This is a genomic window from Marinobacter sp. M5B (genome assembly GCF_042604615.1).
In the GTDB taxonomy this organism is placed as follows: domain Bacteria; phylum Pseudomonadota; class Gammaproteobacteria; order Pseudomonadales; family Oleiphilaceae; genus Marinobacter; species Marinobacter salarius.
On record NZ_CP156894.1, the window covers coordinates 1,253,474 to 1,279,326 of the forward strand.

Consider the following 25,853-nt stretch of genomic DNA (forward strand, 5'->3'; position numbering starts at 1 on the left):
ATGAGCCTACACGCGGAACGGTTTCCGAATTTCGCCGATGTCCTTCGTTTTTACGCAGAGCAGCAACCCCAATCACTTGCCATCCGGCAACTGGTCTCGGATGACGCGCCACCCCTGGTAACCAGCTACAGTGAGCTTTACCAGAAGGCGCAGGCGCTAGCGGGATATCTACAGAACGAACTGGCGTTAGCACCGGGTGAACGGTGCTTGCTGATGCTGCCAGGAGGCGCGGATTTCGCGGCCGCTTTCTTCGGCTGTTTCTATGCCGGCATTATCGCCATACCCGCGTACCCACCGGAGCACGACCGTCAGGCCTATATTGATCGCCTCGGCGGTATGATCGGGGACTCGAAACCGATGGCCGTCCTTGCCCTGGAGCAGGACATCCGGCGTTATCAGTCTCGATTGGCGCCGCTGTTGCCGGACGGTGGGCGAGTGGTGGCGGCGGACCGCATCGGGCTGCACTGGCAGAATGCGTTGCAGGTGGTGCCACCCCAAAGCCAGGATCTGGCGTTCCTGCAGTACACCTCAGGGTCGACCTCTGCACCCAAGGGGGTCATGGTGTCCCACGCCAACCTGATGGCCAACGAATACACCATGGCCAAAGCCTTCCAGGCCACTGATGACGATGTCTGGATGACCTGGTTGCCGCTGTTTCACGACATGGGACTGATGTCGGGTTTGCTGTTGCCGATCCTGCATGGCCACTGCGCCAACATGATGACACCGCAGTTCTTCCTGGCCCGCCCGGCGCGCTGGTTGGAGGCTATCAGCCAGTACCGGGTGACATACTCCGGCGGCCCGGATTTCGCCTATATGCTCTGTGGCTGGCGGGTGACCGATGAACAACTGGAAGGCCTGGATCTGTCCAGTTGGCGCCTGGCCTTCACCGGGTCGGAACCCATTCGCCCGGAAACCCTGGAGCGCTTTGCCGATCGTATGGCGCCCCATGGTTTTCGCAGTGATGTCTTTGCGCCCAGCTATGGTCTTGCAGAAGCCACCCTGTTAGTAACCACCCATGGGTTCAACGGCGATGTCCAGACCCGTACCTTTGAGCCGGAGCAGCTTTCCACGGCAGGCCTTAGCAGTGCCCATCAGCCCAGCAGGCTGGTGGGGTGTGGGGATGCATATGGGGAGGACACGTTTTGCATCGTTGATTCCCAGACGAGGGAGCCCGTCGAGGACGGTCGAGTGGGCGAAATCTGGATATCCGGCCCCAGTGTTGCTCAGGGCTATTGGGAAAAACCCACGGCTACGGCGGAAACCTTTGTGCAGTGGCGGGATAGCCGATGGTTGCGCAGCGGCGACCTCGGCATCGTCGAGGACGGCCACCTATACGTGGCGGGGCGTCAGAAGGACGTCATCATCGTAAATGGCCAGAACCTGTATCCCCAGGATATCGAGAGCACCCTGGAGCGGGAGATAGAACTCCTGATGCCCGGTCGGTTGGCCGCCTTTGCCACCACGGACGCCCGGCAGGCGGAAGGTATAGGGCTGGCCCTTGAAGTGGGCCGGACCACCCGCAGAATGATCAAGCCGGCCATGATCTGCGCCACCATCGCGGAAACCATGAGCGACACCCTCGGCATTGCGCCCCAGGTGATCCTGCTGCTGGAGCCCAAAACCCTGCCGCGCACTACCAGTGGCAAGCTGCAACGTGCGGCCTGTCGCCAGGGATGGGAGCGCGGCGAGCTGTCCGTGTTTGCCGGCTGGCAGGACGGTCGCATGCTGGAAGAGGGCGCCTCGGCCCCGGCTGAAACATCGGCTCAAGTAGGGCCGACACTGCTCCCGGAAGTTGTGGCGGCCTGGCAGGCGGCGCTTGAGCGCGACGACCTGGACAGCAACGCCCACTTCTTCACCTGGGGCGGCGATTCGGTCGGCGCCATGCAGATGTTGTCCCGGGTGGAGCGTGACCTGGGGTTGACCATTGAACCGGCGGTCCTGTTCGAGCATCCCCGCCTTGGTGACTTCTCCCGCTGGGTATCCAAGCAGAGTGCCAATGGCCAGGAAGTCCACCCAATCACACTTCTTCCGGACGACGCGGAGCCCCTGCAATCCTTCGCCCAGCAGCGGCTCTGGTTTCTGGGCCAACTGGAAGGCGGCTCCAGCGCCTATCACTTGTGCGGCGAATGGCAGTTCATGGGCAGTCTTGATGAAGACGCGCTCCAGCGCAGTTTGGACGCCCTGGCGGAGCGTCATGAAAGCCTGCGCACGGTGTTTGCCGAAACGGATGAAAACCGTGGCCTGCAGCGGATACAGCCAGCGGCACCGGTAACTGTGCAAAGTCATGACCTCAGCGGGGAGGGTTCTCCCGCAAGCGCGCTGGACAACCTCAGTCGAGCCCTGGTCAGCCAGCCCATGGATCTCGAGCACGGTCCGTTATGGCAGGTGCACCGGGTACGCCTCGGGGACAGCGACCATCGCCTGTTGCTGGTGATTCATCACATTATCGCCGACGGCTGGTCGGCGCAGGTGCTGGTGAAGGAGTTCGCGCAGCTTTACACCGCCTTTGCACAGGGACATGACCCGGATCTGCCGGTCCTGCCCATCCGTTATGCCGACTACGCCCACTGGCACCGGGAGACCATGGAGGCTGGCGAAGCCGAACGCCAGTTGAGCTGGTGGGAGCAGCAGTTGGGCGACGAGCACCCGGTGCTTGAACTTCCAACTGACCGGCCGCGCCCCGAGTCCCGGAGCCATCGTGGTGCCAGGGTGGCCTTTGCCTTCCCGGAACCGCTCAGTGAGAAGCTTCGGCAATTGGCCAGGGATCAGGGCGTTACGCTCTTTATGGTCATGCTGGCGCTCTATAAAACCCAGCTGTATCGCTATTCCGGCCAGCGGGACCTGCGGGTAGGTGTGCCTGTGTCCGGTCGGTCACGGCCGGAAACCGAAGGTCTCGTCGGTCTGTTTGTCAACACCCTGGTGTTGCGCAGCCAGCCCGTCGCGACGCAGGGCTTCACTGATTTTCTGGCCTCGGTCCGCGACGCTACCCTCGGGGCGCAGGCTCATGCGGATCTGCCGTTCGAACAACTGGTGGACGCGCTGCAGCCGGAGCGTAACCTGCGCCACAACCCCCTGTGCCAGGTGAAGTTCACCCAGCAGTTCCCGTTGCCCGAGAATGTCGGGTTACCCGGGGCGACACTCACCATGCGCCAGCGGGACGACGACAGCGCGCACTTCGATCTGGGCTTCGATATCACCGATCAGCCGGCGGGTATTGAGGGCACTGAGGGAATTGAAGGTATTAAGGGTGTGCTCACCTACGCGTGTGACCTGTTCGACGAGCCGCGTATTCGGGAGTTTGCCGAGGAACTGGTCAACCTGGCGGAGCAGGTCACCGCGAATCCCTCGCGGCCGCTGGGCGAGCTGGAGTTGCTGGCGACACCGTCGGCGCTGGAAGGACCGAAGGCGGACTTTCCCGCAGGGGACCTGGTGTCGCTCTGGAATGGACATATTCAGTCCACCATCGGGCAACAGGCTCTGCAATACGAGGACCAGTCTTTCGACTACGGCTGGCTGGAGGCGGAATCCAACCGGCTGGCACAGCACCTGCAAAGGCAGGGCGTGGCAGCGGAGTCGCCGGTGGGGCTTTGCCTCGACCGTTCACCGGAATTCGTGGTTGGCGTTCTGGCGGTGCTCAAGGCGGGCGGGGCTTTTGTTCCCCTGGACCCGAAATGGCCCTCCGACCGCCAGGCATTTGTACTGAAGGATTGCGGTGCCGGGTGGCTGCTGGGTCATGAAGCTGTGCCCGGCTTCGAAGGCGCCTTGATAGGTTTCAACGCGGCGGCCGATTGGCGGAGCGAACCCGTTGAACCGTTGGGGACGCTGATTGAGCCGGCCCAGGCAGCCTATTTGATTTACACCTCCGGCACCAGTGGTACTCCCAAGGGCGTGGTGGTCAGCCACGGTGCCATTGCGAACTATGTACAGGGTGTTCTGGAGGTCATCGATCCCTCGCCGAAGGCCACCATGGCGATGGTATCCACCGTCGCGGCGGACCTGGGCCATACCACGCTGTTCGGGGCCCTATGCAGTGGTCGCACGCTGCACCTGTTGAGTGCCGACCGGGTTATGGACGCGGACGCCTTTGCCAGCTACATGGCGGAGCATCAGGTCGACATCCTGAAGATCGTGCCCACCCACCTTTCCGGATTACTGCAGGCTGCCGAGCCGGCCCGGGTGCTGCCTCGTGAGGCTTTGGTACTGGGCGGTGAAGCGTTGCCATCAGCGTTGCTGAGCCAGGTTCGGGAACTGAACCCAGACTGCCGTGTGTTCAACCATTACGGGCCGTCCGAGTCCACCGTGGGCGTGCTGACCACGGAACCGGGCGACGAGCAGGATTCAACCGTTCCGTTGGGCACGCCACTGCAGAACATCCGTGCGCAGGTGCTGAGCGAAGAGCGTTTACCTTTGCCCCAGGGTGCCATCGGCGAGCTCTACCTGAGCGGTGCCGGCCTTGCGCGGGGATACCTTGGTCAGCCGGAACAGACGGCCGCCGCATTTGTGGATGATCCCCAGTCGTCGCGGGAAAGGCTTTATGCCACCGGTGACCGGGTACGGCTGCTGGAAGATGGGCGGCTGAGCTTTCACGGCCGCAACGACGACCAGGTGAAGGTTCGCGGCTACCGGGTCTCACTGGGAGAGATTGCTCAGCGCATCCGCGCGTTCGACGGCGTCAGCGATGCCCATGTCCAGGTCGACGATAATGGCCTGATCGTGGCGTATCCGTTGGCGGTCGAACTGGACACTGAAGCCATGCTTTCCGCGTTGGCGTTGCAAATGCCGGACTACATGGTACCGGCGCATATCCTGCCGCTGGCTGAATTTCCGCTGACCCCGAACGGCAAGCTCGACCGCAAGGCGTTGCCGCAACCGGAGCGTCAGGGTGAGGATTTCGCGGCGCCGCTGGCGGGTGTGGAAACCATGCTTGCAGAACTCTGGCAGTCGCTGTTGCATGTCGAGAGAGTCGGCCGTAACGACAACTTCTTCAGCCTGGGCGGAGATTCCATCATCAGCCTCCAGGTGATTGCCCGAGCGCGAAAGCAGGGCGTGAAGCTCACCCCAAAGCAGTTGTTCGAGAAGCAGACCATTGCTGAACTGGCTCACGTGGCCGAAGTCCAGGAGGCCGCTGCCGCGCCGAAACTGGCGGCCCGGGAGTCGGTTCCCCAGGCTTTCCCGCTGACCCCGATCCAGCAACGTTTTTTCAATCAGCCCGTTGATGATCGCAACCAATGGAACCAGGCGCTGCGCCTGGGTATCCGTTCACCGTTGGAGGCGGAGCCCCTGAGCAAGGCCCTGGCTGCCGTGGTCGATATCCATCCAGCTTTGCGGTTACGTTTTGACGCAGACCAGCGCACGCAGACCTACAGCCGCGAGGAAAAGGCTGATCTGCTCTGGACCCTGGAAACCGACGATGAACAGACCCTACTGTCGACCTTCAACGACGCGCAGCGCAGTCTCGACCTGTCGAGCGGACCGCTGCTGCGCTGTGTATTGGTCTCTCAGCCGGGCGAGCGTCAGGAATTACTGATCGCCGCCCATCACCTGGCGGTGGACGGTGTTTCCTGGCGGGTGTTGCTTGAGGATCTGCAGCTTGCCTATGAGCAGGCCGCAGGCGGCAGGGCCATTGAGCTCGAAGGGGACATTGACGGCCTGCATGACTGGGTGCATTACCTGCACCGGGATCTGGCCCATGGTCGCCTCGATGAGGAACTGGCGTATTGGCAGGCATTTTCTGCCGAAGACGCGGCACTGCCTTGCGACAACCCGGATGGCACAGCGCGGGTTGCCGACGGCGATCACTTGCGAATGACGCTCGATGAAGGGCAGACCCAGCGACTGCTCAACGACGCGCCGACGGCCTTCCGCACCCGGATCAACGACCTGCTGCTGGCGGCATTGGCCCAGGCACTGGGACAGTGGTCCGGCCGCAGCCGCCATGTGATCACGCTGGAAGGTCATGGCCGCAATGCCCCGGATGGGGCGCCGGACGTAAGTCGCACGGTGGGCTGGTTCACAACGCTGTATCCGGTGGCGCTGGAAGCGGGCGAAGAGGCACTTGGCACACTCAAACGCACCAAGGAAATGCTGCGTCAGGTTCCGGGCGACGGGCTTGGGTATGGTGTGCTGAAGGAACTGCAGGGCGCGGAACTGCCGGAAATGACCGGTGCCGGTCTGACGTTCAACTACCTCGGCCGTTTCGACGGAGAGCCAGGTTCGCAGTTTGTCCTCGATGGCAAGCCCGTCGGCGATTCGCGCCACGGCTCCGGCCTGCTGGCGAACGCGCTGGTGGTGGACGGACAGGTACACAATGGTCAGTTACAGTTGGACTGGACCTACAGTCGTGCGAGGTTCGAGAAGTCGCGGGTGACCCGCCTGATCGACCTGTACCGCGAAGCGCTGATGACGCTGATTGAAGACTGTGCGTCCCGGGCCGGTGGCCTGACACCGTCGGATGTACCGCTGGCTGATCTGGACCAGCCGCAACTGGATGCTCTGGAAAACCCCGCGAATATCGAGGACATCCTGCCCCTGGCGCCGATGCAGGAAGGCATCCTGCTACACAGTCTGCTGGAACAGGGCAGCGGCATCTACCTTATGCAGGACCAGTATGAAGTGCGCAGCGAGGTGGATTTCGAGGCCTTCAGGGCGGCCTGGCACGCGGTGGTCCAGCGCCATCCCATGCTCAGGACCGCTTTCCACGGCCTGGACGGTGGCACCCAACACCAGATTGTCTATCGCGATGTGCCGTCGCCGGCGCAGCTGATCGACCTGAGCCATCTGGAGCGTGCCGATGCGGAAGCGGAGCTGGAGGCGTTGCTGGCGGCAGAACGCCGCCAAGGCTTCGACTTCACCAAACCTCCGCTGCTGCGTCTGCGCCTGGTGCGTTTCGGTCAGGATGGTTGCCGTATTGTACAGAGCCATCATCATGCGTTGATTGACGCCTGGTGCCGTGGCCTGATGCTCGCGGAGTTCTTCGACCATTACCGTACGTTGGTGGATGGCAAGCAGCCGGTGGTAACCCCGGCGCGCCCCTACCGCGACTTCATCGCCTGGCTGAAACGCCAGGAGGCCGAACAGGCGCACCGCTTCTGGCGCGATAAGCTGGTCGGCTTCACCGAGGTCACGCCATTGCCCTACCAGCGCACCGCCATTGGTGAGCCATCCATTCAGGATGTGACGCATGCGCTCACAGCGGAGGAAACGGCTCGACTGGTTGAACGGGCACGCCACGAAAAGCTGACCGTGAACACCTTCATGCAGGCAGCCTGGGCACTGGTGCTGATGCGCCACGGTGGTCTGGACGAAGCCCTGTTCGGGGTGACCGTCGCCGGTCGCCCGGCAGAGCTGGATGGCATCGAAGACACCCTTGGCCTGTTCATCAACACCCTGCCGCTGCGCATAGGCGCTGAAAGCGCAACCCAGACCGGGCTCGACTTCCTGCGTTCACTGCAGTCTGCCAATGCGGCCCTGCGCCAGTACGAACACCTGTCCCTGGCAGAGGTACAGAACCTGGCAGACACCCCGCGTGGCGACGCCCTGTTCGACAGCCTGTTCGTGTTCGAGAACGTGCCCATGGGGGCGGACGTGCGGCAGGCCGCCGAAGCATACGGCATTACGCCTCTGGCGAACCGCACCCACACCAACTATCCGTTGACCGTGGTCATTCTGCCGGGCGAGACCTACCAACTTCAGTTCAGCTACGACCAGCGGGTTTTCCGGGATCGGGATATGCAGGCGTTGCTGGACCAGTACCACCAGGTTCTGCGCCAGTTGATGCAGGCGCCGGAGCAGCCGCTTGCCGCTATCCAGCTGGTTTCCGCCGGGGAACGGGGCGAGCTGCTCGGACTTGGTCAGGGCCAGATGGAACCGGGCTGGATGAGCCTGAGCTGGCTCGAACGGTTCGAAGCCTGGGCGCTGGCGGATCCCGGCCGGGAAGTCGCCCGCTGCCAGGGCAGCAGCATGAGCTACGCCGAACTTAACCAACGGGCCAACCGCATCGGTCACAGCCTGATTGAGGCAGGCACGCAGCCGGATCAGGTGGTGGCGCTGTATTCGCCCCGCAACCTGGACCTGATGACTATGATCGTGGGCGCCTTCAAGGCCGGTGGCGCCTACCTGGCACTGGATGAACGCCATCCGCCGGCCCGCAGTGGCCGCATGTTGCATAGCAGTCAGGCGCCCGTGCTGGTCACGCCGGAAGCCTGCCTGGAGCAGGTGGGCGCCATCCTGGCAGAAACCGAAGCACGTCCACGGGTGGTCACCCTGGAATCCCTGTTGGCTACGGATCGGGATGGTAATCCATGCCGGTATCCGGCCATGGATCAACTGGCCTACGTCATCTACACCTCCGGCTCCACCGGTGAGCCCAAGGGCGTGATGGTCAACCAGCAGGGCATGCTCAACAACCAGTTGTCCAAGGTGCCTTATCTGGAGCTGGGGGACGGGGACGTGATCGCCCAGACGGCGGCCACCGGCTTCGACATTTCCGTGTGGCAGTTCCTGACCGCGCCGCTGTTTGGCGGCCGCCTGGACATCATTCCCGATGAGATCACCCACGATCCCCAGCGGCTGCTTGAGGCCGTGGCCGACAGCGGCGTTACCGTGCTGGAAAGCGTGCCGGCGGTGATTGAAGGCATTCTCGCGGTGCCGGAGCGGCGTCTGGGATTGCGCTGGCTTTTGCCCACGGGCGAAGCCCTGGGCCGGGAACTGGCCCGGCGCTGGTTCGAGCGTTACCCGCGCATTCCACTGGTCAACGCCTATGGGCCGGCGGAGTGTGCCGACGATGTGGCGCTTCATACCCTGACCGGCCTGGAGGAGACACGCGCGGGCATTCCCATCGGCAAACCTACCGACAACAACCGGCTTTATGTGCTCGACACTCAGTTGGAGCTGGCACCGAGCGGTGTGGTTGGTGAGCTCTATGTCGGTGGCACTGGAGTCGGCCGTGGTTATGCCGGCCGTCCGGAGCTGACCGCGGAGCGCTACGTCCCGGACCCCTTCGGTCAACCCGGTGGCCGCCTTTACCGCACCGGTGACCTGGCACGCTGGAATGACGACGGCCTGCTCGAGTACGCCGGCCGCGCGGACTTTCAGGTGAAGATCCGTGGCCAGCGCATTGAACCGGGCGAGATCGAATCCTGCCTGCTGGCCTGCAACGGCATTCGTCAGGCGGTGGTGGCGGCCCAGCAAACACCTCACGGGGCCCAACTGGTGGCCTACCTGGTGCCCGACGACGGTCTACACCTGGAAACCGAAAGCCTGCGGGATCGATTGTCCCATGAGCTGCCGGCGGTGATGGTGCCTACCCATCTGGTCGTGCTTGACCGGTTGCCGCTGAACGCCAACGGCAAGCTGGACCGCAAGTCCCTGCCGCAGCCGGAGCTTGAGGTACGCCGCTACATCGCCCCGGAAGGCGAACTGGAAGAAATCCTGGTGGAACTCTGGAGAGACCTGCTGAAGGTCGAGCAGGTGGGGCGCCACGACCACTTCTTTGAACTGGGCGGCCACTCGCTGCTGGCAACTCGCCTGCTGTCTCGGATTCGCGAGCGCCTGGGCGTGAGCGTGCCGCTGGCGGAAGCCTTTGAGGCCACCACGGTGGCGGCCATGGCTGCCGTGATTGAACGCCTGAAGGGACAGGCCCTGGATCAGGACCGCCTGGACAACCTTGATGCATTGATGAATGAACTGGAGGAGATTGAATAATGCAGGACAATGCGATGGCCCTGTCACGCCGCTTCCTGGGGCTGAGCGCCGACAAGCGCCAGGTGTTCCTTCGCAGACTGCAGGAGCAGGGGCTGGACCTGTCGTCCCTGCCGATCCCTTCGGGCATGGCCGGTGATGCCAGCCCTGCCTCTTTCGCCCAGCAGCGGTTGTGGTTTATCGATCAGTTGGAGCCGGGTAACAGTGCCTATCATCTGCCTGGCGCCATTCGTCTCAACGGCCCGTTGGATATAGGGGCTGTACAGACCGCTTTCGATACCCTGGCGCATCGCCATCACAGCCTGCGCACTACCTTCCGTGCCGACGAAAATGGGGAGCCGCTGCAGGTGGTGGGACCGGTGGCGCCGGTCAACATCCCGCAACTGAGTGCAGGCAGCGAACTGGCATTCCAGGCCTGGGCCAGGGAGATCGCGCAGCAACCCTTCGATCTGGCCGCTGGCCCGCTCTGGCGAGTGGCGTTGGTGCGGATGGCGGAACACGACCATCGCCTGGTGCTGTGCCTGCATCACATCATTGCCGATGGCTGGTCGATCCAGGTGCTGCTGACCGAGTTTGCCCAATGCTATCGCGCCGCTCTGGCCGGTGAGGTGGCCGACTTGCCTTCGTTGCCCCTGCAATACGCGGACGTGGCCCTGTGGCAACGCCGTGGCCTTGAGCCAGGCGCCGGGGAAGTGGACCTCGACTACTGGACGCGGCAGTTGGGCGATGAGCCGCCAGTGCTGGAATTGCCGACCGATCGGCCGAGGCCTGCGCAGCAGTCTTTCCGGGGCGGGCGTTATCACTTCACGTTCGACGACACCGTGGCCAATGCGCTGAATGCCTTGGCGCGGTCCCGGGGAACAACCTTCTTCACGGTCATGCTGGCGGCCTACAAGGTGCTGCTGTACCGGCTGAGCGGGCAGACCGACCTGAGCGTGGGCGTTCCCATTGCCGGACGAGAACAGGCGGAACTGGAGGGCCTGATCGGCTTTTTCGTGAATACCCAGGTGCTGCGCAGCGATGTGGCCGGCGGCGATGGATTCACAGCCATACTGTCCCGGGAGCATGAGATTGCCCGGCAGGCTCAGACGCATCAGGCATTGCCATTCGAACATCTTGTCGACCAGCTGCAGCCGGAACGCAGCCTGAGCCAAAATCCGTTGTTCCAGGTGCTCTATAACCATCAGCAGCGCGATGGCGAGCGCTTTGAACTGACTCCCGGTGTGACTGCTGAATTGCTGGCGCAGGACGCCGGCGCCGCCCAGTTTGACCTGGCGCTGCACACCTGGGCCTTCCCGGACGGTCGCGTGGGCGGTAACTGGAATTACGCGGCGGATCTGTTCGATGGGGAAACGGTTGAGCGGATACACCGTCGATTTGAATGCCTGCTCCGGCAGATCGCGGCAGACCCCCAGCAGTCAGTCGGCGACTATGATCTGCTGGACGACACCGACCACGAGCAACTGGCGAGCTGGAACCGGACGGGCGTGGACTATGGCCGGCCCGAGCCGGTGCATCGTCTGTTCGAGCGCCAGGTGGCTGCGCACCCGGATCGGGAAGCCCTGGTGTTCGGCGCTGAACGCCTGAGCTACGCCGACCTGGATGCCCGAGCCAATCGTCTGGCCCATTACCTGATCGGCCAGGGCGTGGATCGCAACAGTCTCGTAGGCGTTGCCACCGAGCGCTCGGTGGCCTTGGTGGTCGCCCTCTACGCCATCCAGAAAGCTGGCGCAGCCTATGTGCCGGTGGACCCCGAACACCCACAAGCCCGTCAGCGCCAGGTGCTGACCGACGCCGGTATGGATCTGCTGCTGACCCACGACGCGGTGATTGAGTCACTACCGGCCCCGGCCGGGCTGTCGGTGATCAACCTCGACCAGCTTGATCTGGCGGATCAGCCGGCATCGATCCCCGATGTCGGGATCCACCCGGAGCAGCGGGCCTATGTGATCTATACCTCCGGCTCCACCGGCAAACCCAAGGGCGTGGCCAACACCCACGCAGCGCTGTTCAACCGCCTGAAGTGGATGCAGGCGGCCTACGAACTGGGCGAGGACGACACCGTCCTGCAGAAAACCCCCTACAGCTTTGATGTGTCCGTATGGGAGTTCTTCTGGCCGCTGATGGTGGGCGCACGCCTCGTGGTCGCCCAACCGGGGGACCACCGGGACCCGGCCAGGCTGGTGGATCAAATTCAGCGCGAATCGGTCACCACCGTTCACTTTGTGCCCTCCATGCTGTCGGCCTTTATGACCCAGGACGACCTGACCGGCTGTGACACCCTGCGCCGGGTGATCTGCAGCGGCGAAGCCCTGGCCAAAGACCTGCAGGATGAGAGCCTGAGTCGCCTGCCCAAGGCGCAACTCTACAATCTCTACGGCCCCACCGAAGCGGCCATCGATGTCACGCACTGGACCTGTGGCCAGGACGATCGCAGCACTCGCACAACCGTGCCCATCGGCCGGCCGATCGCCAACCTGCAGATCCATATCCTCGACCATCGCCTCAATCCGCAGCCTGTGGGCGTGCCGGGCGAACTTTATATCGGCGGTGCCGGTCTGGCCCAGGGCTACCACGGCCAGCCGGACTTGACGGCGGAGCGCTTCGTGCCCAGTCCCTTTGCTAACGGCGAACGGCTCTACCGCAGTGGCGACCTGGCCCGCTGGTGCCGGGATGGCACCCTGGAATACCTGGGGCGGCTGGACCACCAGATCAAGCTGCGTGGCTTGCGGATCGAGTTGGGTGAGATCGAGGCCGTGCTGCGGGAATCTGCCGGCGTCATGGACGCCGTGGTCATCGCCCGCAATGACCAGTTGATCGGTTACGTGCAGGGCACCGGCATCGAAACGGACGCCCTGAAAGCGTCGCTGAAAAACCACCTGCCGGATTACATGGTGCCGGCACACCTGATGGTACTGGAACGCTTTCCGCTATCGGCCAACGGCAAACTGAACCGCAAGGCATTGCCGGCTCCGGAGATGGACACGGTTGGCTACAAGGCGCCACAAACCGACATCGAGCAAACACTCTCACGCCTATGGCAGGAAGTGCTGGGTGTTGAGCGGGTTGGACGACAGGATAATTTCTTTGCCCTGGGGGGCGACTCCATCCAGAGCCTGCGGATCATCGCCAAGGCGAAACGCGTCGGTCTTGAGCTGACGCCCCGGCAGATGTTCGAGCACCAGACCATTGCTGCTCTGGCTCTGGTAGCAACCCATGCGACGGTACAAAACTACGTCGTCGATATGGAACGGGACTTCCCGCTGACACCGATCCAGCAGTGGTTCTTTGATCAGGCCATGCCCCGGCCGGAGCATTGGAACCAGGCACTGTTGCTCAAACCCGCCACGGCATTGAATAGCGAAGCTCTGGCCGAGGCACTCAACGCGATTTACCGACACCACGACGCCTTGCGGCTGCGCTTTGCCCGGAAAAACGATGAATGGCTGCAAGCCTACGGTATACCAGACAAACCGGCGGATCTGCTGTGGTCGGTGACCACAACCCCTGAACAGTTGGTGAACGAATGCGACCGGGCCCAGGCCAGCCTGGATCTGTCGGAAGGGCCCCTGATGCGAGCACTGCATGCACGGCTGGACGACGGTTCCGAAAGGTTGCTGTTGGCGGTGCATCACCTGGGAATCGACGGCGTGTCCTGGCGCATTCTGCTAGACGACCTGATGCAGGCCTACCAGCAGATCCTTCGGGGAGAAACCATTGACCTGGGGGCGAAGGCCACTCCTTTCCAGGCCTGGGCCGAGCAACTGCCAACACCCTGGAATGACGCCGTGTTGGCGGAGGAAATCGACTACTGGTCGGCCATCCCCGCCCCGGCACCGCTGCCGATCGTGAACGCGGGCGGGCCCAATACCGTGGATCAACTGGCCCGGTCGACCATGGCCTTGTCCGCCGAGGTCACCGGGGAGTTGCTGACCGAGGCTCCGAAGGCCTGGCGCGCACAGGTGAATGACCTGCTGCTGACCGCCCTGGGCGAAGCGCTGTTTCACTGGAGTGGTCGTTCGCAGTCAACGATTGCCCTCGAGGGCCACGGTCGTGAGCCGTTGATGGAAGGGGTGGACCTGAGCCGGACCGTCGGCTGGTTCACCAGCCTGTACCCGGTGTGTGTGTCCGGTGGTGGCAACCTTGTCGAGAACCTGAAGGCCACCAAAGAAGCCCTGCGTCAGGTGCCCCGGGGCGGTCTGGGGTACGGTGTGCTGCGCTACCTGAAAGGCGAGCACGGCCTGCCGGATCTCTCTGGCGCGGTGCTTTTCAATTACCTGGGGCAGGTGGACGCAGGCAGCCAGGATGGCCTGGTACTGGCGGAAGAATCGCCGGGTGCCATGCGGGCTATGGATGCTCCTCTGGGGTTTGAACTGTCGCTGGACGGTCAGGTGCGTGACGGCGTGCTGTCGTTTTCCTGCAGTTACAGTGCGGCGCGTTATCAGCGTGAAGCAATTGACGAGCTGATGAAGAATTTCCGTCGCGCCCTCGAAAACGTAGTCGCGACGTGCCGGGAAACCGGTGGCGTAACACCCTCAGATTTCCCGCTGGTGGCCCTGGACCAGACCGCGCTGGATGCCTTGCCGGTCGGGCAGGGCGACATCGACGATCTGCTGCCACTGACGCCTATGCAACAGGGGTTGCTGTTCCATAGTGAGCTGGGGGGTGTCTCCGATACCTACGTCAATCAGGTGTCCGTGACCCTGAACGATCTGCCTGTGGAGCCCTTCAAGGCGGCCTGGCAGTCGGCGGTTGCCCGTCACCCAGTTCTGAGGGCCGGGTTTATTCATGCGCCCGGTTCCCAGTTGCCGGTGCAGCTGATTCACCACAAAGCCGTGCTGTCGATCCGCGAACTGGATTGGCGCACTGATGCTTCCATGACTCTGGATGCTCTCTGCCAACAGGAAAAATCGGCCGCTTTCGACCTGGCCCGGCCGCCGCTGATGCGGATGGTGCTGATCCGGCTGGGGGAGCGGCGCTGGCAGATGGTCCTGACGCTTCACCACATCCTCCTGGACGGCTGGAGCAGTGCGGCGCTGCTCAGCGAAGTCATGCTGGAGACTCTGGGCGGGCGCCTGGAGACCCCGGCCCGTTACCATGACTATTTCAATTGGCTGGTTGGGCGGGATCTTGAAAGCGCCGAGACTTTCTGGCGCGACCAACTGTGCCAGCTTCCCGAGCCCACGCGTCTGGCCCCACTGCTGGCCGACAGCCGTTGCCTGGACCGGGACGAGGCTTCACTCGCCGATATTGTGATGCATCCGGATTACGACTCCCTGGCGGGATTTGCCCGGCAACAACAGGTGACCTTCAATACCCTCATTCAAGCCGCCTGGACCCTGATCCTTCAGCGTTACACCGGCCAGCGCGAAGTGGCCTTCGGCGCCACGGTGTCTGGTCGGCCGGCGGCGGTGTCCGGTATGGATCGCCAGATCGGGTTGTTCATCAACACGCTGCCAGTCGTTGAGGCCCCGGCACCAGAGCAGCGCCTGGGAGACTGGTTGGCAGAGCTACAGGCTCACAACCTGGCGTTGCGGGAGCACGAGCATACCCCGCTGTACCAGATTCAGCAGTATGCCGGGCAATCGGGGCGAGAGCTGTTTGATTCCCTGCTGGTGTTTGAGAACTTCCCGGTGGACGATGCCCTGCGCAGCGATGCCTCCGGCGTGCGAGCCAGCAACCTTCGGGTGAGCGAACAGACCCATTACCCCCTGAGCCTGGCGGTCGAGGCCGGGCAGGGGCTGGTCCTGCACCTGCATTACCGTAACGATCAGGTGTCACCGGCCCGCGCGGAAGCGCTTGCAGGCCAGTTGGAACACCTCCTGTACGCCATGGCGCGGAGCGGCGAACAGCGACTGTCGGATCTGCCCCTGCTGACGGACCGCGAACAACAGGTCTGGAATGACTGGAACACCGTGGATCACCCGGCAGTGGACCCGCGCCCGATCCCGACCCTGATCGCCGAACAGGCGCGCCAGCGCCCGGATGCGGTGGCCGTAGTTCACGGCGAGGATCGCCTGACCTTCGCCGAGTTCGATACCCGCGCCAACCGCCTGGCCCATTGGTTGATGGGGCAGGGCATCGGTGCCGAAAGCCGCGTGGGTGTGGCCCTGGAGCGGGGCGCTGACATGCTGGTGGCGCTGTACGCCGTGCACAAGGCCGGCGGCGTCTACCTGCCCCTGGACCCGGATTACCCGGCCGAACGGGTGCGTTACATGCTGGAAGACTCCGGCGCCGCGTTGTTGCTAACTCACGACGCCGCTCTGGACCGACTGCCCTCGGCCGAGGGCGTCGAGACGGTCAACCTGGATCACCTGGATGTCAGCAGCCAGCCCGAGTCAGTACCGGAGGTATCGATTCATCCGGAACAACTCGCGTACCTGATCTACACCTCCGGCTCCACCGGTAAGCCCAAGGGCGTGGCCATCCCCCACGGCGGCCTGTCCATGCACTGCCAGACCATCGGCGCCCGCTATGGCTTGACCCCGGAGGACCGGGAACTTCACTTCCTGTCCATCAGCTTCGACGGCGCCCACGAGCGCTGGCTGGCCGCGCTCAGCCATGGCGCCCGCATTGTCCTGCGGGACCAGGCCCTGTGGAGCGTGCAGGAAACCTACGACTGCCTGATCCACGAAGGCATCACCGTGGCCGCCTTCCCGCCCAGCTATTTGCGCCAGTTGGCGGAGTGGGCGGAACTGAAAGGGCAGCCGCCAGGCGTGCGTATTTACTGCTTCGCCGGCGAAGCCTTCAGCCGACAGATGATGCACCACGCCATCGAGCACCTGCAGCCGGACTGGGTGATCAACGGCTACGGCCCCACCGAAACCGTGGTTACGCCCACGCTATGGCGCATTGCCGCTGACACGGCTGACTTCGACAGCGCCTACGCTCCGATCGGGGACCTGGTGGGCGACCGTCAGGGCTATGTGCTGGACGCAGACCTCAACCTGCTGCCCCCGGGCGTGGCCGGGGAACTCTACCTGGGTGGCGCCCTGGCACGGGGCTACCTGGACCGCCCGGACATCACCGCGGAACGCTTTGTCCCCAACCCCTTCCGGGCGGGCGAGCGCCTTTACCGCACAGGTGACCGGGTGAAACTGAACCGGGAGAGCCAGTTGGAATACCTGGGGCGGATGGACCAGCAGGTAAAACTGCGGGGCTTCCGGATCGAGATCGGGGAAGTGGAGTCGGCGCTGAAAGGCTGCGAGGGGGTGAAGGACACCCTGGCGGTTGTGAAAGACACCGCCGCCGGTCAGCGGCTGGTAGGTTATGTGTCTGGTGAGGGGTTGGACGAGCGTGCCATCAAGACACAGCTACGGGAGCAGTTGCCGGAGTACATGGTGCCGTCGCACGTGGTCACCCTGGCGGAACTGCCCAAGCTGCCCAATGGCAAGCTGGACCGCAATGCGTTGCCTGAGCCCGTGGTGGGTCAGAGTGATTACGAACCTCCCGCAACGGACTGCGAACAGAGTCTGGCCCGGATCTGGCAGGATCTTTTGCAACAGTCCCGTGTCGGTCGGCAGGATCATTTCTTCGAACTGGGCGGTCACTCCCTGCTGGCGACGCAGCTGGTTTCTCGCCTTCGTCACGAATGGCGTGTGGAACTCCCGTTAAGGATGGTTTTCGAGGCGCCCAGGCTGACGGATATGGCGGCTTTGCTGGAGGCACTGGAAGGCACCCCAGCGCAAGAGACCATTCCCGCACTGGGGCTGGAGGGTGCGCCGCAGTCTTTCGCCCAGCAGCGGCTTTGGTTCCTGGACCAGCTTGAACCGGGAGCTACCGCCTACAACTTGCCTGGCGTTCTGGACCTGAAAGGCACCGTTGACGAAGGTGCTTTGCGGCAGGCACTCGACGCGTTGGCGCAACGTCATGAGACGCTGCGCACGCGACTGGTGGCTGCCCCGGATGGCGAGGCAATCCCTCGACAGGTGATTGACCCGGCGATTGGTGTCCCGTTGGAACGGGTAGACGTCAGCCACTCGGATGATCCGGAGGGTGCATTCCGCGATCATGCGGAAGCCTTTATGCGCCGACCATTCTCCATGGGCACGCAGCCGCTCTGGCGAGTTGGGTTGGTCACCATGGCCGCAAAGGAATCGCGTCTGCTGATTTGCCTGCACCATGCCATCTCCGACGGCTGGTCGGTGTCGGTGCTGATGCGGGATTTCGTGTCTCTGTATCGTGCTGCCTGCGGTGAAAGAGCGGCGGTACTGGAGAAATTGCCGATCCAGTATGCGGATTTCTCAGTGTGGCAGCGGGAATGGCTGGCCAGCGGCGAAGGCGAGCGGCAACTGAACTATTGGCGTGCCCAACTCGGGGACGGGCAGCCAGTTCTGGAGTTGCCGACGGATCGACCACGACCTGCCCGGCAGAGTTTCCAGGGTGCACGTCATCACTTCCGACTGGGCGAGTCCCTGAGCAACCGTCTTCGCGAATCGGCCGCGAGCCGCGATGTCACACCTTTCATGATGTTGTTGGCGGCTTACAACCTACTGCTCCATCGGCTCAGTGGTCAGGATGATCTGCGGGTTGGCGTGCCGGTGGCAGGCCGCAATCGCCGGGAAACCGAGGGTCTTGTCGGCTTCTTTGTGAACACCCAGGTCCTACGCTGTGAATTGGCCTCACCCCAGACTTTCGAACAGGTATTGGCGACCGTTCGCCAGGCATCGATTGAGGCCCAGAGCCATCAGGACCTGCCGTTCGAACAGTTGGTGGAAGCCCTGCAACCGGAACGCAGCCTCAGCCATAACCCGCTGTTCCAGGTGGCATTCGACTACCAGCACCGTGATCAGCGCGGTTTGGGCGAGTTGCCTGGATTGACCGCGAAGGTAATGGAACTGGAAGACGGCAGCACCCAGTTCGATATGGCACTGAACCTGATCGAAGAAGCCGATGGTACGTTCTCCGGCAACTGGAACTACGCCACGGACCTGTTTGACGCGGCAACGGTTGAGCGCTTTGGGGCCCGTTTCGAATGGCTGCTCAATGAGATTGTGGCAGGCCCGCAGCAGCCAATCGGCGACTATGACCTACTGGACGACACCGACCACGAGCAACTGGCGAGCTGGAATCGGACGGGCGTGGACTATGGCCGGCCCGAGCCGGTGCATCGTCTGTTCGAGCGCCAGGTGGCTGCGCACCCGGATCGGGAAGCCCTGGTGTTCGGCGCTGAACGCCTGAGCTACACCAACCTGGATGCCCGAGCCAACCGCCTGGCCCATTACCTGATCGGCCAGGGCGTGGATCGTAACAGCCTGGTGGGTGTTGCCGCCGAGCGCTCGGTGGCCTTGGTGGTCGCCCTCTACGCCATCCAGAAAGCTGGCGCCGCCTATGTGCCGGTGGACCCCGAACACCCACAAGCCCGTCAGCGCCAGGTGCTGACCGACGCCGGTATGGATCTGCTGCTGACCCACGACGCGGTGATTGAGTCACTACCGGCCCCGGCCGGGCTGTCGGTGATCAACCTCGACCAGCTTGATCTGGCGGATCAGCCGGCATCGATCCCCGATGTCGGGATCCACCCGGAGCAGCGGGCCTATGTGATCTATACCTCCGGCTCCACCGGCAAACCCAAGGGCGTGGCCAACACCCACGCAGCGCTGTTCAACCGCCTGAAGTGGATGCAGGCGGCCTACGAACTGGGCGAGGACGACACCGTCCTGCAGAAAACCCCCTACAGCTTTGATGTGTCCGTATGGGAGTTCTTCTGGCCGCTGATGGTGGGCGCACGCCTCGTGGTCGCCCAACCGGGGGACCACCGGGACCCGGCCAGGCTGGTGGATCAAATTCAGCGCGAATCGGTCACCACCGTTCACTTTGTGCCCTCCATGCTGTCGGCCTTTATGACCCAGGACGACCTGACCGGCTGTGACACCCTGCGCCGGGTGATCTGCAGCGGCGAAGCCCTGGCCAAAGACCTGCAGGATGAGAGCCTGAGTCGCCTGCCCAAGGCGCAACTCTACAATCTCTACGGCCCCACCGAAGCGGCCATCGATGTCACGCACTGGACCTGTGGCCAGGACGATCGCAGCACTCGCACAACCGTGCCCATCGGCCGGCCGATCGCCAACCTGCAGATCCATATCCTCGACCATCGCCTCAATCCGCAGCCTGTGGGCGTGCCGGGCGAACTTTATATCGGCGGTGCCGGTCTGGCCCAGGGCTACCACGGCCAGCCGGACTTGACGGCGGAGCGCTTCGTGCCCAGTCCCTTTGCTAACGGCGAACGGCTCTACCGCAGTGGCGACCTGGCCCGCTGGTGCCGGGATGGCACCCTGGAATACCTGGGGCGGCTGGACCACCAGATCAAGCTGCGTGGCTTGCGGATCGAGTTGGGTGAGATCGAGGCCGTGCTGCGGGAATCTGCCGGCGTCATGGACGCCGTGGTCATCGCCCGCAATGACCAGTTGATCGGTTACGTGCAGGGCACCGGCATCGAAACGGACGCCCTGAAAGCGTCGCTGAAAAACCACCTGCCGGATTACATGGTGCCGGCACACCTGATGGTACTGGAACGCTTTCCGCTATCGGCCAACGGCAAACTGGACCGCAAGGCATTGCCGGCTCCGGAGATGGACACGGTTGGCTACGAGGCGCCACAAACCGACATCGAACAAACACTCTCACGCCTATGGCAGGAAGTGCTGGGTGTTGAGCGGGTTGGACGACAGGATAATTTCTTTGCCCTGGGAGGGCACTCGCTGCTGGGTGTCACCCTGGTTCATCGTATCCGCAAAGCCCTGCACCGGACGCTGCCGCTGAGCGTATTGTTCGAGTCAGGTTCTTTGGCTGGGCTGGCCGATGTACTTCAGAGCATACCGGCCGATGAAGCGCCTCCGTTACGCGTTCATGATCGGGGCCAGTTGGCACCGCAGTCCTTTGCCCAGCAACGGCTCTGGTTCCTGGCCCAACTGGAGCCTGAGAGCAGTGCCTACCATCTTCCGGGCGGCCTGGATTTGCAGGGTCGACTGAATGAAGAGGCGTTGACGGCGGCCTTCGTCGGACTCATTCAGCGACATGAGTCGCTGCGCACTGCGTTTCGACATGGGGAACATGGTCGCCCCCAACAGTGGGTGATGGAAGCCATGGCGGTACCCATGGAGCGTTATGATCTTCGCGGCCAGGACGATGCCGAGACTGTATTCGGAGAGCTATTCCGGGAGTTCAGCCGCCGCCCCTTCGACCTGGAGACCACACCGCCCTGGCGCGTTGCCCTGGTGCAGATGGATACATCGGGCTGGCGCCTGCTGTTGTGCATGCACCATATCATTTCCGACGGCTGGTCAATGCAGTTGCTGTTGGAGGAACTGGTTGAGCTCTATCGCTGTGCATCAAGAGGTGAGCCCGATAGGTTGGCACCGCTGGACGTTCAGTATGCGGACTACGCACTTTGGCAACGAGAGCAACTGACGGGTGCTGAGCTGGATCGGCAATTGCAATGGTGGCGAGGGCAGTTGGGTGATGAACATCCGGTTCTTGAGCTGCCCACGGACCGCCCGCGTCCGGGGCAGCGGGATGGCCGTGGTGCCCGACACGCCTTCACTTTGCCATCGTCGCTGGCGGAGCGGTTGCGTCGCACGGCCCGTGATCAGGAAGTTTCGCTGTTTATGGTCGTTCTGGCCGGCTTTGAAGCGCTGCTGTACCGACTCAGTGGTCAACGGGATCTGCGCGTGGGTATTCCGGTTTCGGGACGGCATCAGCCGGGCACCGAGGGACTGATTGGCTTCTTCGTCAATACGCTGGTGGTGCGTGCCGAGATTGATCCCGGTGACCGGGTCAGTGATCTTCTGGCCCAGGTACGAGAGCGAATGCACGGAGCCCAGGCGCATGCGGATCTGCCATTTGAGCAACTGGTGGAAGCACTGCAGCCGGAGCGAAGTCTGAGCCACAATCCGCTGTTCCAGGTCAGCTACAACCATCAGGTCTTTGACCAGAAGCCCTTGTCGGACTTGCATGAGCTGAGCTGCGAGCCGCTCGCCTGTCCGGCGGAGAACGCGCATTTCGATCTGGTACTGGGCACCCACGAACACGCGGACGGTCGAATCGACGGTTACCTGGACTTCGCGACGGATATCTTCGACGCGGCGTCGGTGGCGCGAATGGCCGAACAGCTGCAAGCCTTGCTGGAGGTGATCAGTTGTGAGCCCATGGCCCACTTGTCGGACCTGCCTCTGCTGACGGACCGCGAACAACAGGTCTGGTCCGAGTGGAACAGCGTGGAGCACCCGGTAGTGGACCCGCGTCCGATCCCGACCCTGATCGCCGAACAGGCGCGCCAGCGCCCGGATGCGGTGGCCGTAGTTCACGGCGAGGATCGCCTGACCTTCGCCGAGTTCGATACCCGCGCCAACCGCCTGGCCCATTGGTTGATGGGGCAGGGCATCGGTGCCGAAAGCCGCGTGGGTGTGGCCCTGGAGCGGGGCGCTGACATGCTGGTGGCGCTGTACGCCGTGCACAAGGCCGGCGGCGTCTACCTGCCCCTGGACCCGGATTACCCGGCCGAACGGGTGCGTTACATGCTGGAAGACTCCGGCGCCGCGTTGTTGCTAACTCACGACGCCGCTCTGGACCGACTGCCCTCGGCCGAGGGCGTCGAGACGGTCAACCTGGATCACCTGGATGTCAGCAGCCAGCCCGAGTCAGTACCGGAGGTATCGATTCATCCGGAACAACTCGCGTACCTGATCTACACCTCCGGCTCCACCGGTAAGCCCAAGGGCGTGGCCATCCCCCACGGCGGCCTGTCCATGCACTGCCAGACCATCGGCGCCCGCTATGGCTTGACCCCGGAGGACCGGGAACTTCACTTCCTGTCCATCAGCTTCGACGGCGCCCACGAGCGCTGGCTGGCCGCGCTCAGCCATGGCGCCCGCATTGTCCTGCGGGACCAGGCCCTGTGGAGCGTGCAGGAAACCTACGACTGCCTGATCCACGAAGGCATCACCGTGGCCGCCTTCCCGCCCAGCTATTTGCGCCAGTTGGCGGAGTGGGCGGAACTGAAAGGGCAGCCGCCAGGCGTGCGTATTTACTGCTTCGCCGGCGAAGCCTTCAGCCGACAGATGATGCACCACGCCATCGAGCACCTGCAGCCGGACTGGGTGATCAACGGCTACGGCCCCACCGAAACCGTGGTTACGCCCACGCTATGGCGCATTGCCGCTGACACGGCTGACTTCGACAGCGCCTACGCTCCGATCGGGGACCTGGTGGGCGACCGTCAGGGCTATGTGCTGGACGCAGACCTCAACCTGCTGCCCCCGGGCGTGGCCGGGGAACTCTACCTGGGTGGCGCCCTGGCACGGGGCTACCTGGACCGCCCGGACATCACCGCGGAACGCTTTGTCCCCAACCCCTTCCGGGCGGGCGAGCGCCTTTACCGCACAGGTGACCGGGTGAAACTGAACCGGGAGAGCCAGTTGGAATACCTGGGGCGGATGGACCAGCAGGTAAAACTGCGGGGCTTCCGGATCGAGATCGGGGAAGTGGAGTCGGCGCTGAAAGGCTGCGAGGGGGTGAAGGACACCCTGGCGGTTGTGAAAGACACCGCCGCCGGTCAGCGGCTGGTAGGTTATGTGTCTGGTGAGGGGTTGGACGAGCGTGCCATCAAGACACAGCTACGGGAGCAGTTGCCGGAGTACATGGTGCCGTCGCACGTGGTCACCCTGGCGGAACTGCCCAAGCTGCCCAATGGCAAGCTGGACCGCAATGCGTTGCCTGAGCCTGTCTCGCGAACGAAACAGCATCAGCGGCCAGAGGGCGCGCGCGAGGTCCTGCTGGCTGAACTGTGGGCTGCAATGCTGGGAGCGGCTGAGGTCGGCAGGAATGACAGTTTCTTCGAGCTGGGTGGTGATTCCATCCAGTCCCTGGAGCTGATCACCCGTTTGCGTCAGTTGCGCTGGCAAGTCACACCGAAAACCGTGTTCCTGAAACCGCGACTCTCGGAGTTGGCCGCTGCTTTGGAGCCGATAACGACGTCAGCCTCCGAAACTGCAAGGGCCGAAGGCCTTGTGCCACTGACACCGATTCAGGCCCATTTTTTCGAGCAGCCTATGCCTGATTATTCCCATTGGAACCAGTCGGTATTGCTTGAGGTCATTCACCCGCTTGACGAGGAACTGCTGCGGCGAGCGGTTGCGGCGCTGATCGAACACCACGATGTCCTCCGCCTGGGCTTCCACCGTGAACGGGATGTCTGGTATGGAAACTACCGAGCTACAGAGTCCGTGGACCGGCTTTTCAGTGTCGTGGTGCTGCCAGACGAGGGTTTGGTGACGACGACTTGTGACCGAATACAGCGCAGTTTCGATCTCGAGAACGGCCCCCTTGCAGCCATTGTGCTGATGACACTTCCGGACGGTGGGCAGCGACTGTTGGTCAGCGCCCATCACTTGATTGTTGACGGTGTCTCCTGGCGGATTCTCCTGGACTATCTCGGCGAAGCCTACCGGCAGGTTGCCGAGGGAAGGGCAACTGATGCTCGGCTACCGCGCGCTACTTTCCAGTCCTGGGCCAATCACCTCCGCGAGCGTGCCGATCAGGGAGCATGGCAGCAGGAACTGGCGTATTGGGAACGTTTTTCCACTGCCCCTGAGCCCTGGCCGGTGGACAATCCGGCGGGCAGCCGGGCGACACGGTATGAGGAACTCTGCGAGTGGAGCCTGTCCGCCGGTCAAACCCGAACGTTGCTCCGTCAAACCCTGGCGGCGTTTGAGGCGGGCATGGACGATGTCATGCTGGCTGCCCTGGCGGAGGGGCTACGGGCATGGGGTGGTCTGCAGCGACCCATCGTCGCCGTAGAGGGGCATGGCCGGGAAACCGACGATGCAGCCCTCGACCTGAGCCGCACACTGGGTTGGTTTACCAGCCTGTATCCGGTTCAGCTCGAACCCACAGGCAATCCGTTGTTAACCCTAGACGCGACCCGCCATCTGCGTGCCGGGATTCCGGGCAAGGGACTCGGATACGGTGCCCTTCGATACCTGGGTGACCCGAAAACCCGTTCGCGTCTGAAACGCCTGCCGGAACCGGACCTGGCATTCAATTACCTGGGTCAGTTTGACGACACCCTTGCGAGCGGTCGTTTTAGATTGGCGCCGGAGTCGGCGGGTGAGTTGGTGGACCCCGATGCGCCCCTCGGGCGGGAGCTGGAAATAAACGGCCAGGTCTATCAGGGGCAGTTAACGCTCAGTTGTCGCTACAGTGGTCAGCGATATCAGGCTTCCACCGTCCAGCGGCTGATGAGAGCGATTGGCCTGGCTCTGGAAACCCTGGTGGCCGGCACATCGGAGGCATTACCGGCGGAGGCCGAGCGGCCGTCGGCGGGTAAGCTGAATCCTCTGATTCGTCTTTCAGAGTCGCGTGGGACAGCACCGCAACTATTTTGTCCGCACCCGGTCAGCGGCACGGTGGTTGGCTACTATCCGCTTGCCTCACGATTGGCGGGCGACTGGTCGGTCTGGGGTTTTCAGAATCGACAGATTCTTGATTCAAGCTGGCGCGACCGGTCACTGGCCGCGATGGCAAGGGACTACGTGAAGGAGATGCTGGCGCTACAACCCCAGGGGCCATACTACCTCCTTGGTTGGTCCATGGGTGGTGCGCTGGTGCTGGAAATGGCGAGCCTGCTGGAGCGCCTGGGCAGGGAAGTGGCCTGGGTCGGCCTGATCGATGGTTATATCCCCGGGGCTGGCCACCGGTCCGTCGAAAGCAATCCCGAATCATCCCCTGAGGGCGTCGCCCAGGATGAGTGGCAGCAATTGCTGGATGTGGAAAGGCATATGCGCCGGCTGGCAAGGGCCCATGAACGGGTCAAGCCACTTCGGGCGCCAGTGCATGCGTGGTGGGCAAAGCGGTCACCAGAGAGCAATGACAATGCAGAAGCGCTACTGACCGCCTTTATCGGCTGCAAACCTGCCAGCTCGGTGTGGATCGATACTCACCACCTGGGAATTGTACGCCATCCGGAATTTCTTGAATCGATGCCCCGTTCGTTGGAAGCGAACTCCAATTCCACGGTCGGAGCCGATGGTATGAAAGTGGGGCGTTCAGGCGAACCAGTGGGTTAGGCCTTAACAGGCATTGAATACAACGCATTTTCTAATGTAAATAGGAATTGTTATCGTTGAGTTTAAAATTAAATATGCTTAAGATAG

At 63.0% G+C, this 25,853-nt stretch carries 2 protein-coding genes; both read left to right on the forward strand.

The features are described from left to right. Entirely contained in the window at positions 1-9,705 is a 9,705-nt protein-coding gene (locus AAGD24_RS05685) for an amino acid adenylation domain-containing protein (RefSeq protein ID WP_379866808.1), read from the forward strand. Continuing rightward, positions 9,705-25,766 (forward strand): non-ribosomal peptide synthase/polyketide synthase, encoded by a 16,062-nt coding sequence (locus tag AAGD24_RS05690; protein ID WP_379866810.1) that lies wholly within the window; start codon positions 9,705-9,707, stop codon positions 25,764-25,766. Before AAGD24_RS05685 ends, AAGD24_RS05690 begins: the two co-directional genes overlap by 1 nt. The last annotated feature ends 87 nt before the right edge of the window (positions 25,767-25,853 follow it).

Coding starts and splice junctions, on each gene's coding strand:
- AAGD24_RS05685 (WP_379866808.1), top strand. CDS start 1: ATGAGCCTACACGCGGAACGGTTTCCGAATTTCGCCGATGTCCTTCGT.
- AAGD24_RS05690 (WP_379866810.1), top strand. CDS start 9,705: ATGCAGGACAATGCGATGGCCCTGTCACGCCGCTTCCTGGGGCTGAGC.